We start from the raw sequence: 14,852 nt of genomic DNA, 5'->3' as shown, positions 1-14,852 counted from the left end.
CCCTTGCATAAGGCTGGTTGACACCATCGGCCCAACTGGCACCGACAGCGATGAATGGGTCCTGAACGGACACGCCTGGTGCCCGTCCAGAAGAGGCCCGGTCATCATGCGCGGCGGCATTATAACACCTCCAACGCATGAATTAAGCCCTTGAAATCATCCGGCAACACAGTTTCAAAGCGCACCTTGACGCCCGTGGCCGGATGGATGAACTCAATAGCGGCGGCGTGCAGGGCCTGCCGCGGAAAGCTTTCCAGCGCCTGCTTGGCGCCATCGGTGAGGCCCCGGCTGCGGCCCGTCCGGACACGGCCATAGACGGGATCGCCAACCAGCGGATAGCCCGCATGGGTCATGTGAACCCGGATCTGATGGGTGCGTCCGGTCAGAAGCTTGCATTCAATCAGTGCCGCTGCCGGCCCCAGCGGGCGCAGCGTGTTGTAGCGGGTGATTGCCACCTTGCCGCCGCGGTCCAGGACGGCCATGCGCTTACGGTCGGTCGGATGGCGGCCGATATTGGCGTTGATCTCACCGCTGCGCGGGTTGGGCACGGCCCAGACCACGGCCTGATAGGTGCGTGACAGCGACCGGTCGGCGAACTGCGCCGACAGGGCCTGGTGGGCGCGGTCATTCTTGGCCACCACCATCAGGCCGCTAGTGTCCTTGTCCAGGCGATGGACGATGCCAGGGCGCCGCACGCCGCCGATGCCCGACAGCCGGTCGCCGCAATGGTGCAGCAAGGCATTGACCAGGGTGCCGTCCGGATTGCCGGCGGCGGGATGCACCACCATGCCCGCCGGCTTGTCGATGACCAGCAGATCCTCATCCTCATAAAGGATTGAGAGCGGGATATCCTGGGCCACCGGCAGGGCGGGTGCGCTGGCTGGAACATGCACGCGGTAGGTCTGGCCGGCTTTGACCCGGCGGGACGCGTCGTCTATGGTCTGCTCACCTGTGGAGACATGCCCCTGATCGATCAGGGCGCGCATGCGGGAACGCGACAGGCCGGTAGCGGCCAGCAGATCCGCCAGCGCCTTGTCCAGACGGTCCCCGTCCCGTTCGCCATCAATGATGGCGTCATGGTCGGCGGGGCCGGTCCCCTGGACAGGGGTACCATCAGCGGCGGGCAGGAATTCCTCGTCGCACAGATCGTCATCCAGGTCGAATTCCAGGCCGGCGGGCGGGATATCCGTCCGGCCGGTGGCCTTCAACAAGGGATTTGCCGAACGTGCAGGCACTGAAAAACATCCTTATTATCGGGGCCGTGATCATCGCGGCCGGGTTCGCGTTCCTGGGCTATGAAGTCTATAAACGCGCCACGGACCCCAATCATCCGCGCACGTTTTCGGCTCGCTTCGGCATGCAGGGGGAACCCCCTGCCGCTGTTCCGCCAGCCTCGCCCGTTCCGTCGTCAGCCGCGCCGGTGAAGGCGCCCCTGCCAGGGCAGAGTGTGACCTTGCCGCCGGGGGCGGTCCTGTTGCCCGGCATTGTGGCGGTGGAAGGCCGCATCGCCGTGCAGGTGAAACTGACCGACGGCCGCACCCAGGTGCTTCTCGTCGATCCGGCCACGGGCGAACATGCGGTGCTGGTGACGTCCGCGCCGTGATCCTGGTCACAATAAAACCGATTCCCAGCGGAAATGGATGTTAAATGAATTTCATGTCCGACAATGTGACGGGGGCCGCGCCGGAAATCCTGGATGCCATTGTCAAAGCCAATGCTGGCACAGCCCCATCCTACGGCAATGATGACTGGACCAAGCGCCTCACACAGCGCCTGTCAGAGCTGTTTGAACGCGATGTTGCTGTCTTCCCGGTTGCGACGGGAACAGCGGCCAACGCCTTATCATTGGCCGCCCTGACCCCTGCCTGGGGTAGCGTTTACTGCCATGCAGAGGCGCATATCCATTGCGACGAGTGCGGTGCCCCGGAAATGTTCACGGGCGGAGCCAAGCTGGTCACCCTGCCCGGTGACCATGGCAAGCTGACGGCTGACACCCTGTCGGCGGCCCTGGAGCGTGTGCATAAGGGATTCGTGCATGCGGTCCAGCCGGCGGCCCTGTCGCTGAGCCAGTTGACCGAATGTGGCACGGTCTACAGCCCGGCAGAAGTGGCCGCCCTGACCGGTGTGGCGCGGCACCATGGATTGCGCGTGCATATGGATGGTGCCCGCTTTGCCAATGCCGTTGCCTCGCTGGGTTGCTCGCCCGCCGACATCACCTGGCGGGCCGGCGTGGACGTCCTGTCCTTCGGCGCCACCAAGAATGGGGCGTTGAGCGCGGAGGCTGTGGTGTTCTTTGACCGCGAACTGTCGGCGAATTTTGGCTATCGGCGCAAGCGCGCGGCCCATCTGTTCTCCAAGATGCGATTCCTGTCAGCACAGCTTGAGGCCTATCTTGAGAATGGGCTGTGGCTGCGTCTGGCGGGCCATGCCAACCGTATGGCGATGCGGCTGGCCGACGGGCTGGGCAGCCTGCCCGGCGCGCATCTGGCCCACCCCGTCGATGGCAACGAGCTGTTCGTGGCCCTGCCGGAACCGGTGATCGCGGGGCTGGAGGCGGCAGGGTTTGGCTTCTACCGCTGGGACGGCAATGTTGTGCGGCTGGTCGCCGCCTGGAACAGCGACGAAGCGTCGGTAGATGCGCTGCTGACGGCTGCACGGCGGCTGGCGGCCTGAGCTACACCCCCCATCCCCCCAGCGGATATTCCTGGAGGATATGGTAAGTCGCTCCCGACCGGCCCAGCACGCTTTCATACAGGCAATAGCGATCCACAACAAAGGGCCCCGCCTGGAACAGGCCGTTGGCGCCCAGGTAGGTGGCCAGTTTGGCGGGCGGCGTGTCGGTGAGATAGGCCAGGGTCACATGCGGGCTGTATTTGCGCTGTTCGGGCGGCTGTCCGGACCGGACCAGGGCGGATTCGACCTTGGCCTGGAGATGCAGCAACGGGTTGCTGTCCACCATACCGGCCCATAGCGCATGCTGCTTATGGCCGCTGCCGAAGCTGCCCAGGCCCGACAAGGTGAGAGGGAAGGCGGGGCCGGTGACCAGATCGAGGGCTTCATCCACATCATGGGCCGTGCCCTCGTCAATCTCACCCAGGAAGCGCAGGGTCAGGTGATAATTCTCCGGCGGCACCCAGCGGGCACCGGGCAGGCCATGGGCAAGACTGGAGAGCCGCTCCACCACCGTTTCCGGCATCGGTATCCCAACGAACAGGCGCAGCATGGCCCGCGCCTCAGGGGCAGGGGTTGGGGTTGGCGGCATGAACCGCATCCAGGGCTGCCAGCACGTCTGCCGACAGGGTCAGGGACCCGGCCTCAATGGCAACCTTCAGATGCTCCATGGTCGTGGCCCCGATGATGGTGCTGGTCACGAAGGAGCGGGAGACGACAAAGGCGATGGCCATGGCCGCCGGGTCCAGCCCATGGGCCTGGGCGATGGACAGGTAGTCGCGGGTGGCCGCGTCGCCGCGTGGCTGGGCGTAGCGCGAGACGCGGTGGTCAACCGCACGACGCGACCCCGCCGGCATGGCCCCATCCAGATACTTGCCCGTAAGCGTGCCGGCCGCCAGGGGTGAATAGGCCAGCATCGAGACATCCTCGCGCAGCGCCACCTCCGACAGGCCCATTTCGAACGTGCGGTTCAGCAGGGAATAGGGGTTCTGAATGCTGGCGATGCGGGGCAAACCCAGATGGTCGGCCGCCGCGACATAGCGCATGGTGCCCCACGGCGTTTCGTTCGACACGCCGACATGCCGCACCTTACCCGCCTTGATCAGGTCGGCGAAGACGGACAGTGTCTCTTCGATCGGCACTTCGCCCGGCTGGGCCGCCGGATGGGCGACGGTGCGTCCGAACCGGTCGGCCTGCCGGTCGGGCCAATGAAGCTGATACAGGTCGATATGGTCGGTGCGCAGGCGGCGAAGACTGGCTTCCACCGCTTCCACGATGTTCTTTCGATCCGCCCGCGCCTTGCCGCCGCGCAGGTAATCCATGCCCGACCCATCCCCGACCACCTTGCTGGCCAGCAGCACCTCATGGCGGCGGCCCGTCTGGGCGAACCAGTCGCCAATGATCTCTTCCGTGCGGCCATAAGTGGCGGGGGTAGGCGGGGCCGCATACATCTCGGCGGTGTCCCAAAAGAACAGACCATGGTCCAAGGCCATGCTCATCTGGGCAAAGCCCTCTTCCGGACTGTTTTGTCGACCCCAGGTCATGGTGCCCAGGCAAAGGGCAGGCACCATCAACTCGGTACGGCCAAGGCGGCGCAATGTCATGTCATGATCCCGATTACGGTATGTTGGCGCCAAGATGGGCGCTGTCGGCCGTCCCGCCAAGCCCGAATCGTGTTGCGGTGCATCATCCGAAGAAGTGCTGATAGGCGAGGTCGGTCCTTACCTCATACTCATTCTCGAAGCCGAGGACGCGCCGTGCCCAATCCTTCTGGCTGTCCAGGACCTTCTTGAAGAATGGATCGGTGGATTTGGCGGCAATCACCTTATCCCAGGCGGCCAACTGGGCGGATAGCACGCTGTCCGGGGTTTTCACCACCGTCACGCCCGCTTCCCTCAGCGCCGCAAGGTCGCGGGAATAACGGTCCATGACTTTCCAAGACATGTCGGCCGAACAGCTCTCGGCGGCAACACGCAAGATTGTGCGCAACTCTGGCGCCAGACTGTCATATCTGGTGCGGTTGAAAATGATCTCAAACATCTCTGCCGACTGGTGATAGCTGCCGACCATGTAGGTCTTGGTGACATCTTGAAAACCCAGTGCCTTGTCAGAGGTGGGGTTGTTGAACTCCGCCCCGTCCAACAGGCCCCGATCGAGCGCTGGCACAATATCACCGGCCCCCATGATGGTGACCGCCACCCCCATTTCCCGGTAAAGGTCGGCAGCAAGGCCGACAGTGCGGTAACGCAGACCCTGCAGGTCATCCGGTCCGGTGATCTCCCGATTGAACCAGCCCAGCGGCTGGCTGGGCATGGGCCCGGAAAGAAAACCGACCAGGTTGAGCCGCAGGACCTGTTGCACCAGTTCGTCATATAGCGCCTGCCCGCCGCCATATTTGATCCAGCCCAGCATATGGCTGGCCTTCCAGCCCAAGGATGGCGGTGTGCCGAACAGCGAAAAGGCAGGGTGTTTGTTGTACCAGTAGGCCGTGACCCCATGTCCGCCATCCAGGGCGCCCGACGCCACGGCATCTTGCAATTGCAGCGGCCCCACCACCGCGCCGGAGGGCAGCATGTCCAGCCGCAGCCGCCCGCCCGCCAGATCGTTCACCGTCCGGGCATAGTCACCGGCGAATTCATGGAAGATGTCGCGGGCGGGCCAGGTCGATTGAAACCGCATCGTCACCGTCTGCGCGCGGGAAATATTCGGCATGGTCACCGCACCGGCCGCCGTACCGGCGACGGCCCCACCAACCCCGGCCAGGAACCGCCGGCGTGATGCCCGCCCCTTCTGTTCAACCGGGGTGGGCGCAGGGGGCTGACTGTTTTGAGGCATACGATGGAAACTCCCGGCTGAATACCTGCGTCATTGCCACCATACGGGACAATAGCGGGCCGGATGGTAAACGCAGAATTAAAACCATTCAAATTCCGGTGCGTTGCGGAAGAGAATCTCGCGGCCGCACAAATAGTTCATCTGCTGATCCGGCCTGATTTCATGCAACCTGACCCGATGAACCTGCCGCTGGCATCAGCGCGGACCCCACCCCGCGCGAATTTGCCCATCATCCCACCGTGGGTTTTGTGATAGTCTGCTCCTATTGCTTTCGTATGGAGCCTGCTGCCAGTGACCTCGCCCACCGAAACCGGACGCGATACGCCGCGTTCTGCTGCTTCCGCTGCCCAGACGGCAGACGACAAGATCCAATATTCCACCATGATCCCGTTCATCCTGGTCCATATTGCCTGTCTGGGGGCTATTTGGACTGGCGTTGCCTGGGAGCATGTGGTTCTCGCCCTTGTCCTGTATGGTGCCCGTATGTTCGGCATCACCGGTGGTTACCACCGGTATTTCTCGCACCGGTCCTACAAGACCGGTCGCATCATGCAGTTTCTGCTGGCGTTCCTGGCGCAAAGTTCGGCGCAGCGTGGGGCGTTGTGGTGGGCCGCAACGCATCGCCATCACCACAAATATTCCGACACGGAACATGACGTACACTCGCCCCGGCATAAGGGCTTTTTCTATTCGCACATGGGCTGGATCTTCACCGAAAAGCACAATGGTGCGGATTACAAGACCATCGGCGATCTGACCAAGTTCCCGGAACTGGTCTGGCTGGACAAATATTACTATCTCCCGCCGGTTGCCCTGGGTTTCGCCACCTGGGCCGTGTTCGGCTGGGGTGGTTTGGTTGTCGGCTTCCTGTGGAGTACGGTGGCCCTCTATCATGCCACTTTCTGCATCAACTCGCTGGCCCATGTCCTGGGTCGTCCGCGGTACCTGACTGGGGATGACAGCCGCAACAACTGGGCACTGGCCATCGCAACGATGGGCGAGGGGTGGCATAACAACCACCATCACTATCAGTCGGCTGCCCGCCAGGGTTTCCGCTGGTGGGAAATCGACACCTCTTACTACATTATCAAGGCCCTGCAGGCCGTGGGGCTGGTCTGGGATGTCCATGAGCCGCCGGCATCGGTGGTGCGTAACGAACAGCGTCTGGGCACCAAGGTGATCGAGGCGGCAGCGGCGCAACTGGCGGCCAGCTTCCAGGTCGACAAACTGACCCAGCAGGTACGCGAAGCGCTGGCCCATACGCCGACCTTGGCCGAGATTGAGGAACGGGTGCGCCTGGCCCGCGATCAGGCCAAGGTTCGTGTCGAAGCGCTGGTCGCCAATATCCAGTTGCCGCATCTGCCGACCACCGAGGAACTGCGGCAGCGGGCGTCCAACATGTTTGTCCGCACCCCCAGCATGGATGAGATTGTGGAGCGGGCGCGCCAGATCCTGGTGGCCAATATCTGCACGCGTCTGGCGGGTGTTCCGGCCTGACCCTGCGACACCAGGGGCCTCAATCGGGGCTCCTGGTGTCTGCTTTGCGGCTTGTGCCCTACGGCCCTGTACTTCCATAACCGTCGGGCGTCTTGGTTCCCCTGGTTGCACCGCATATCCGACCCGTTGAATTGCCACGGGCTTTCCACTTCCCCTTGTCGGGGCAGGACGCTAAGTTACGCGGCAGGGGCGCCTTTAGACGATATGGAATTATGAGCATGATGCGTTTCACCACCAGCCTGTTGCTGTCCGCGGCGCTGATCGCCGCACCGGCAACCGCCTTTGCCCAGCAGGCTCCCGCCGCGCCGGCTGCCCCGGCTGCGGATGCTCCGCGTGTCACCGGCGCCGCTGCCGGTGCCAACAAGGCCTCCTTTTTCGCTTCCGGCAATCTGATCCCGCTGGCCGGTGTTGCTGCCGTTGCGGCGGCCGGGGTGCTTGCCGCCACGCTTGGCGGTGGTGATGACGAAACCGGCCCGCCGACCAGCACGGCCACAACCACGGCGACGACAACGGCGACCAGCACCCGCTGAACCTCTGTCTTGTCACGATTTGTGGAAAACCCCGTCATCCCTGGATGGCGGGGTTTTCTTCTTTTGAAGCGCCCGGAGGAAACGGCACCATGGACCCGTCCGTCGAACTTGAGATTTTCGTGGTGACCACCCCGGGGCTGGAACCGGCTTTGTGCGCCGAGATGCAGGAAAGGGGCTTTGCCAACCCGGTCCTGGCCAAAGGGGGTGTCACCACGCGTGGCCCATGGCGCGAAGTATGGCGTGCCAATCTGGAACTGCGCGGAGCCGCGCGGGTGCTGGCCCGTATCGGGTCGTTCCGCGCCATGCATCTGGCACAACTGGACAAGCGTGCCCGGAAATTCCCCTGGGCGCAGGTGCTGCGGCCCGATGTGCCGGTGCGGGTGGAAGCCAGTTGCAACAAGTCGCGCATCTATCACGCCGGTGCCGCCGCCCAGCGTATAGCCAAAGCCATCGCCGAGGAACTGGGAGCCCCCATCACCAAGGAAGCCGAGCTGGTGGTCAAGGCGCGGATCGATGACGACCTTTGCACGTTCTCCATCGACACATCGGGAGAGGGGTTGCACAAGCGTGGTTATAAGGAAGCCGTCAACAAGGCGCCAATGCGAGAGAATCTGGCCGCCCTGTTCCTGCGCCAGTGCGGTTATGGTGGCACCGAACCGGTGGTCGATCCCATGTGCGGGTCGGGCACCTTTGTGATCGAGGCTGCCTGCATCGCCGCCGGTTTGGCCCCCGGTCGCGGCCGGTCCTTCGCCTTTGAGCAGTTGGCCAGTTTTGATTCTGCCGCCTGGGCGGGTCTGTGCGGGGCCGCCCCCCCTGTTGAGACCCCCTTGCGTTTTTATGGCAGCGACCGCGACGCCGGTGCGGTCAAGATGAGCCAGGCCAATGCTGATCGGGCGGGCGTGGCAGGCATCACCAATTTCCGTGCCCATGCGATTAGCGATCTGGAACCGCCGGAAGGCCCGCCAGGACTGGTCATCGTCAATCCACCCTATGGCGGTCGCATCGGCGACACACGACAGCTTTATGGTCTCTATGGTGCCTTCGGTAAGGTGATGCTCAACCGGTTCCGGGGGTGGCGCGTCGGCGTGATCACCAATGAGGCCGCGCTGGCCAAGGTCACCGAATTGCCGTTCCTGCCGACCCAACCGGCAGTTTCCCATGGTGGTTTGCCGGTGACACTGTACCGAACGGCGGTCCTGGGCGGCGGCTGATCGCGACACTCGGCCGCGATGTGTCAGCCACTGGTTGATACATCGCTTGCAAAGACATAAAGATATCTTTATATATTGATCCGAACAGATCGCAGGTCGGATCAGATGGAATTCCTGTTGAATGCGCTGAAGGCGGCGGCAGAACCGACGCGGTTGCGGCTCTTGTCGCTCTGCGCCCATGGGGAACTGACCGTGACCGAACTGACCCAGATTCTGGGGCAAAGTCAGCCGCGTGTCTCCCGCCATCTGAAACTGTTGTGCGAGGCGGGGTTGCTGGAGCGGTTCCGGGAAGGCATCTGGGCCTATTATCGGCTGGCCCAGCGCGGGCCGGTGGCCGAACTGGCCCGTACCTTGGTGGATGCCATTCCCGCAGATGATCAGGGCCTGGGTTTGGACCTGGAGCGCCTTGACCTGATCAAGCAGGGGCGGCGGGAAGCCGCCGACAAGTATTTCAGTGAGAACGCCGCCCGCTGGCATGAGATTCGCGGTCTGCATGTGCCTGAACAGGATGTGGAGGCGGCCTTGCTGTCACTGCTGCCGGCTACGGGGGTGGAGGACCTGCTGGATGTAGGCACCGGCACGGGCCGTATCCTGGAACTGTTTGGCAACCGGATTTCGCGGGGACTCGGTATTGATGCCTCGCGGGAGATGCTGGCCGTGGCGCGGGTTAATCTGGAGCAGGCGGGGCTGCGCCATTGTCAGGTGCGGCTGGGTGACATGTACCAATTGGCCCTGGCCGGCCATAGCCAGGATGCCGTGATTTTCCATCAGGTCCTGCATTATGCCGAGGAACCGGCCGACGCCATTGCCGAGGCGGCGCGTGTCCTGCGCCCCGGTGGTACCATGCTGGTGGTCGATTTCGCCCGCCATGACCTTGAATATCTGCGCGAACAGCATGCCCATCGCCGTCTGGGTTTCACGGATGAGGAAGTGACCGGCTGGCTGCGCCGCGCCGGGATGAAGCCCGAACCTGCATTCACCCTTCCGGGTGACCCGTTGACCGTCTGCATCTGGCGGGCCGCCCGCACCGATGCCCCTGCCACGCGGACCCGTCCGCTGGCCGCCGCCTGAAGGAACAGTTTCGATGAGCCTGAGCGACCTGATGGATGCCGCCGCCAACCCGGCCCCGCTGATCACCGCCCCCGGCGACCTGACCGTCAGTTTTGAATTCTTCCCGCCGAAGACGGAGAAGATGCATGAGAATCTATGGACGGCCATCCGCCGGCTGGCGCCTCTGAACCCGGCCTTCATGTCGGTGACCTATGGCGCTGGCGGCTCCACGCGGGAGCGCACCCACGCCACGGTTACGGCGATCCAGGCCGAAACCGGTATTCCCGCGGCTGCCCATCTGACCTGTGTGGCGGCGACCAAGGAAGAGATCGACGAGATCGCCCGCAGTTACTGGGATGCTGGCATCCGCCATATCGTCGCTTTGCGGGGTGACCCGCCGCCGCGCGCCGACGGTACCGGCGGCCTTGGGGGGCGCGGCTATGAACCGCATCCGGGCGGTTATGCCTATGCTGCCGATCTGGTGGCTGGTCTGAAGCGTATCGGCGATTTCGACATTTCGGTCGCTTGCTTCCCGGAAGTACATCCCGAGGCGCCCAGCGCCCAGATCGACCTGGACAATCTGAAACGCAAGGTTGATGCCGGCGCCAACCGCGCCATCAGCCAGTTTTTCTTTGATGTCGACGCCTTTCTGCGTTTCCGCGACAAGGCGGCGGATGCGGGCATCCATGTGCCCATGGTGCCGGGTATCCTGCCGATCCTGAATTTCACCAAGGCGGCAGAGATGGGGGAGAAGTGCAACACCGCCATCCCCGTTTGGATGCGTGACCTGTTTGACGGGCTGGATGAGGCGCCGGAGACCCGGCACCTTGTGGCGGCGACGGTGGCCATCGAACAGTGCCGCTACCTGGAAAAGCATGGGGTGAAGCAGTTCCACTTCTACACCATGAACCGCGCCGACCTGACGGTCGCCATCTGCCATATGCTGGGTGTAAGGGCGGCCAAGGGGTAAGCGCTTGTGGCGCGCACCCCTTGTCTTTATCCCGGCGGGACGGGTTTGTTCCGTCCCCTGCGGTCACTTGATGACGAAGGACAGGATTGATCGGGCCTGGCTTGCCTTGTTGATCACCATGACCGCCACCTTGGCCCCGCGCGTCAACCGAACGCCCGGCGCATCAAAACGGTTGCCGGCGGCGGGTGTCAGGTCGACCTGTCGCTTTCCCGCCGCCTCCATAATGGTCATGGTGGCGGTAAACTCAGCGCTGACGATGGGCTCGTCATCCTCGCGGACATAGAGACTGGCGAGATCGGCACCCGCCACCAGCTCAATCAACGTCTCGCCTGTCATCTGAACGATGCCACCATGTTTGGGCGTGGTGTCGCCATGGGCCAGCACGGTCAGCGGCGACAGGGTGAGGGCGGCGACCAACGCCAACCGGAACATCGGGTGCTTCATCACCATCTCCGATCCAGAAATCAGGGCAGGGTAACGCGCCTTACTCCGGCGCGTGCGGCAGCACGAACGACAAGGTGGCCAGATATTCGACATGGTCCACCTGGCTGGGATTGTCGGCCGGACCGACATAGGTGGCGGCCAACACATTCAGGCCCTGGTTGCGCACCTTGATGGTGGCGATACCGTCCTTGTCGGTCTTTACCGGCGGCTGGTCGGGATCGTTGACATAGTCATGTTTGACTTCGGCATCCGCGACCGGCTTGCCCTTGTAAAGGACCTTGATGGTCAACGGCTTGCCCATGTCTACCGGCAATGTCTTGTCGACCGGGATGATCTGCAGCACTTGTTCTGGCAGGCTGGGGATCGGGGTGTTGGGTGTGCCGGTCAGATGCACCGCAAACTTCATGGTGCGTTCCGCCCGAACGGCATTCGGCACAGTATCACGCCCGCCCTTCACCCATTTACCATCGGCCAGACGGGACCAGAGGCCATTATCCATGGCGGCGGCCACGGCAACGGTTGGCGCGGCGCTGTCCACCAGGACGATGGGTCCGGCAACCCGCAGGCTGGCGGTCACCGGCGTCCAGTCGGCATCATACCCATAGGTGCCGGTGATCAGCCCCAGGCGCTTCACCATGTCCAGATCATCGGCACCGACGCCATAGATCAGGGCGGTTTGTTTGGCACGCTGGGCGAACCAGATGCCATGGGCCTGCGCGGCGACGCCGCCCCCCAACGCAGCGATGGCAAGGATGGTGGCCAGAAAATGCTGCAAGCGTTTCATGTTCCCGTTTCCCCGTCCTTTGTGGCGCTTATGGGAACAGCGTGACAGCAGGGGTGCGGATTCCGGCGTCGTTGCACGGGCCCGGAACGAAAGCATCCCCCGTATTCCCGGTGCGCACAGCATAATAGACCGCTTCAAATCGCTGCCGGACCGCGCCCGCCTCGTGCAGCCTGGCTTTACCCGCCAGCGGCACCGCGCAGTTGATCGGCGATCTGCGCCAGCCGGGCGCCCAGGTCGCGCGCGGCATTGGCGCTGGCATTCTCGTTCTGGCGTGAGGAGGAGCGGAGCATGTCGATCGCGCGTGACAGGTCCACCGACAGCCCATCCAGACGCAGCACCCGCTCGCGCAGATTCTGCGTCAATTCCGATACGATGGACAGGTCCGTCCGTTCCCGCCCCCGTGTTTCCTCCAGCACCGCCCGCACATTATCGGTGGTGCTGTCCAGACGGTCGCCCAACCGGTCGATCCCGTCCAGACGGGCCTTCAACGCATTGGCGATGGCCAGAAGGTCGGCATTCTCCCGTTCCCGTCCGGCATTGTCGGCGGCGGCAAGCGCGTGCAGGGCCTCCGTCGCGGCAGCAAGGCCGCCGGCCATGCCCTCGATATTCTGGATACGCTGCTGAAGCTTATCGACCAGACCCAGGGCCTGATCCACCGCCACCTTTTCCCGGTTGTCGGTGCTGGCGACCAGGGCATGCACCGCGTCAATCGCGGCGCGCAGGCCGCCGGTCAGGTCGATCAGGGCTTGCGGCGTGTTATCCCGGTCGCGCTGGGCATCCAGTTCGGCAGCCACATCCTTCATGTCGGCCAGCAACCGTTCCTGCTGGCTGACCGTGCGCGACAGGGTGGTGGTGGCGATATGGGCCTCTGACGACAGGGCCTTTGTTTCCTGCCGAAGGTCGGAGGTCAGATCGCGCAGGCGGGCTGTGGCGTCGTCCACACCGCCGGTCAAGCTCTGGGCCAAGCGCCCGGCCGTCTCCCCGATTTCCTTGACCCGGTCACCGATCTGTGTGGCGCTGCCGCGCAGACGGGTCAACAGGTCGGCGATGGCCTCATGCTGCCCCGGCTCCACCCGCCGACGTTCAAATTCCTGCCGCAGGCCGTCGCTGGTCAGGCGCAGGGCATCAACGGCGTCGGCCATGCTGTCGGCGCGGTCGGAGACATCGGCCATCAGGCTGGAGAACCGGAACTGGATTTCCTGGAACTGTTCGGCCAGCGGTTCCAGCTTGCCGCGTGTCATGTCCTCGGCGATTTCTGCCGATTGCTGCATGGTGTTGCGCGCATGGTTCATGCTGTCCAGTGCGGTTTCCAGCTTGTAGGTGATTTCCGACGAGCGGTCATCCAACAGATCGGCAGCGCGCGACACCTGCATTCCGGCATCTTCCAGGCGGGCGGCAGCTTTTTCCGTCGCCTCGTCGAACCGGCTGCTGACCCCGCCCAGGGTCGCGAAGAGGGCCTTTTCCCCTTCCTCCAGCGCATCGGCGGCCCGCGTGATGCGTGATCCGGTCTGGTCCACGGTGCTGGACAGCATGTCACCCGACGCGCGCAGCAGCTTCACCGCCGATAGCAGGCCCTGCTGGGCTTCCGCCATGGAATTGGACAGGGCCTTGGCCGCATCGCGGGCTTCGACGGTGGCCAGACGGATATCGCTGTCGCTTTCCGACAGGCTGCCCAGGGTTTCAATGACCTTGATCTCTGTCCGGGCGGCGGTCTCTGCCAAATGGTCGGCATGGGCGCGCAGCGCGTCGATAATCTGGTCCAGGCCGACCTGATCCTCGCTGCCGTCAAAGGCCCGGACCTGGGCCACCGCGTGACCCAACATTTCAGTCGCCTGTCGGATCTCGCGGTTGCTTTCGGTCACGGTGCGCACGGCGGCGGAACAGAGCTGGTTCACCTGTCCCAGTGTCTCATTCAGTTGCTGCTTGGTATCGCCGACGATGCGGCTGACATCATTGCCCAACATCGCCAGCGACCCGCCAGCCCCGCGCAGACGGGCGGTCAGCGCCTCAAACAGGTCAGCATACTCGCCTTCGAATTTCAGGCGCAGGCGGCCATCTTCTGTTGCGACGGAGATGTCGGGGATTTCGGCGGCCTGTTTACGGAACCCATCAATGGCGCGGGCCAGATCGCCGAATTCATCCGGCCGGTCTGCGCCCCACACAGGCGCGCGCCAGTCACCGCGTGCGACACCATTCACCGCCCCCGTCAGTTCGCGCAGCGGTCGCAGCACACGGGTACCGACCAGGGCCAGGAAGGCAAACAAGGTGGCAACCAGCGCCAGCACCGCCGCCCCGCCCAACCACAGGCCGCGCGTGGCCACATCCTCTAGCCTGGCCAGTTCCACGGCATGCAGGCCACGAGAGCGGGCATCAATCCGGTCCGATAGCGCCGTGTAGCGGGTCAGCAGCATCAGCGGTGTTGTCTGACCCAGGGCGGCGGGACCACTATTGGCCGATTCCAGGGCTCGCCGCGCCCCTTCCAGCAGCCTTTTCAGGTCTGTGGCCAGTTCCAGTTCCTGCGGGGACAGACGCTTACCCTGCAAACCGCGCAGGGCCTGATCGGCGGCTTCCAGGCTGGTGCGCATCTCCGCCCGTGCCTCAGCATTGCCGGTTTCTGCAAACTGCGCCAAAGCGGACAGAAAACCGCCATGGCCCATGCGGTCCTGGAAATCAATCAGCAGACGGGTTTTGGCCAACTGCTCTCCCGGCGCTTCCATGCTGCCGGACTGGACCTGGAACTGCGCCATCTGGAAGGTGGCGCCAGCGGCCAAGCCGCCCACGATCAAGGTGGCGCCCAGGGCGACGGCGGTGCTGAGATTGCGCAGCGACGACAGCCGCGACCCCGTGCCCCGCTCCATGTT

At 63.9% G+C, this 14,852-nt stretch carries 14 protein-coding genes; 7 read left to right on the top strand and 7 right to left on the bottom strand.

What is annotated here, in order from left to right; all coding sequences use genetic code 11:
* Positions 1 to 119: 119 nt before the first annotated feature.
* Positions 120 to 1,235, bottom strand: a complete 1,116-nt coding sequence (locus CHU95_RS09350; RefSeq protein WP_425435961.1) for an RluA family pseudouridine synthase — start codon at positions 1,233 to 1,235, stop codon at positions 120 to 122.
* On the opposite strand from CHU95_RS09350, the gene CHU95_RS09345 reads away from it, so the two are divergent.
* Complete coding sequence (locus tag CHU95_RS09345; protein WP_133065491.1) at positions 1,226 to 1,603, top strand: hypothetical protein; 378 nt, start codon at positions 1,226 to 1,228, stop codon at positions 1,601 to 1,603. The genes CHU95_RS09350 and CHU95_RS09345 overlap by 10 nt on opposite strands.
* Before the next feature lie 44 nt (positions 1,604 to 1,647).
* Positions 1,648 to 2,673 carry a threonine aldolase family protein gene (locus tag CHU95_RS09340; protein WP_094456024.1) on the top strand — a complete coding sequence of 342 codons (1,026 nt, stop codon included), beginning with the start codon at positions 1,648 to 1,650 and terminating at the stop codon, positions 2,671 to 2,673.
* A 1-nt stretch (position 2,674) separates the two neighbouring features.
* On the opposite strand, the gene thpR is transcribed toward CHU95_RS09340, so the two are convergent.
* The 3 genes from thpR to CHU95_RS09325 all read right to left on the bottom strand — a co-directional run bounded on the left by thpR (position 2,675) and on the right by CHU95_RS09325 (position 5,505).
* A complete protein-coding gene (gene thpR / locus CHU95_RS09335; protein WP_094456022.1) occupies positions 2,675 to 3,223 on the bottom strand; it encodes an RNA 2',3'-cyclic phosphodiesterase in 549 nt (182 codons plus the stop codon).
* Between the two features lie 10 nt (positions 3,224 to 3,233).
* On the bottom strand, positions 3,234 to 4,274 hold the full coding sequence (locus CHU95_RS09330) for an aldo/keto reductase (RefSeq protein ID WP_094456020.1): 1,041 nt from the start codon (positions 4,272 to 4,274) through the stop codon (positions 3,234 to 3,236).
* A gap of 82 nt (positions 4,275 to 4,356) precedes the next feature.
* Positions 4,357 to 5,505 carry a TRAP transporter substrate-binding protein gene (locus tag CHU95_RS09325; RefSeq protein WP_094456018.1) on the bottom strand — a complete coding sequence of 383 codons (1,149 nt, stop codon included), beginning with the start codon at positions 5,503 to 5,505 and terminating at the stop codon, positions 4,357 to 4,359.
* A 291-nt stretch (positions 5,506 to 5,796) separates the two neighbouring features.
* Here CHU95_RS09325 and CHU95_RS09320 point away from each other — a divergent pair, with 291 nt between their 5' ends.
* The 5 genes from CHU95_RS09320 to metF all read left to right on the top strand — a co-directional run bounded on the left by CHU95_RS09320 (position 5,797) and on the right by metF (position 10,763).
* A complete protein-coding gene (locus CHU95_RS09320) occupies positions 5,797 to 7,002 on the top strand; it encodes an acyl-CoA desaturase (protein ID WP_245838087.1) in 1,206 nt (401 codons plus the stop codon).
* A 218-nt stretch (positions 7,003 to 7,220) separates the two neighbouring features.
* Positions 7,221 to 7,532: a hypothetical protein gene (locus CHU95_RS09315; protein WP_133065490.1), complete on the top strand. Its 312-nt coding sequence runs from the start codon at positions 7,221 to 7,223 to the stop codon at positions 7,530 to 7,532.
* 89 nt (positions 7,533 to 7,621) lie between these two features.
* Positions 7,622 to 8,743, top strand: coding sequence for a THUMP domain-containing class I SAM-dependent RNA methyltransferase (locus CHU95_RS09310; protein WP_094456014.1), 1,122 nt, complete (start codon positions 7,622 to 7,624; stop codon positions 8,741 to 8,743).
* A gap of 105 nt (positions 8,744 to 8,848) precedes the next feature.
* Positions 8,849 to 9,814, top strand: a complete 966-nt coding sequence (locus tag CHU95_RS09305; protein WP_094456012.1) for an ArsR/SmtB family transcription factor — start codon at positions 8,849 to 8,851, stop codon at positions 9,812 to 9,814.
* Between the two features lie 13 nt (positions 9,815 to 9,827).
* Complete coding sequence (gene metF, locus CHU95_RS09300; RefSeq protein ID WP_094456010.1) at positions 9,828 to 10,763, top strand: methylenetetrahydrofolate reductase; 936 nt, start codon at positions 9,828 to 9,830, stop codon at positions 10,761 to 10,763.
* 63 nt (positions 10,764 to 10,826) lie between these two features.
* Here metF and CHU95_RS09295 read toward each other — a convergent pair whose 3' ends face one another.
* The 3 genes from CHU95_RS09295 to CHU95_RS09285 all read right to left on the bottom strand — a co-directional run bounded on the left by CHU95_RS09295 (position 10,827) and on the right by CHU95_RS09285 (position 14,849).
* Entirely contained in the window at positions 10,827 to 11,213 is a 387-nt protein-coding gene (locus tag CHU95_RS09295; RefSeq protein WP_094456008.1) for a hypothetical protein, read from the bottom strand.
* Positions 11,214 to 11,247: 34 nt separating this feature from the next.
* Complete coding sequence (locus tag CHU95_RS09290) at positions 11,248 to 11,991, bottom strand: DUF4198 domain-containing protein (protein WP_094456006.1); 744 nt, start codon at positions 11,989 to 11,991, stop codon at positions 11,248 to 11,250.
* 176 nt (positions 11,992 to 12,167) lie between these two features.
* Positions 12,168 to 14,849 carry a HAMP domain-containing protein gene (locus CHU95_RS09285; RefSeq protein ID WP_165772104.1) on the bottom strand — a complete coding sequence of 894 codons (2,682 nt, stop codon included), beginning with the start codon at positions 14,847 to 14,849 and terminating at the stop codon, positions 12,168 to 12,170.
* Positions 14,850 to 14,852: the final 3 nt, after the last annotated feature.

Source organism: Niveispirillum lacus (assembly GCF_002251795.1).
Taxonomy (GTDB): Bacteria; Pseudomonadota; Alphaproteobacteria; order Azospirillales; family Azospirillaceae; genus Niveispirillum; species Niveispirillum lacus.
The sequence above is the reverse complement of the archived record's forward strand: the minus strand, read 5'-3'. Positions and strand labels throughout refer to the sequence as shown.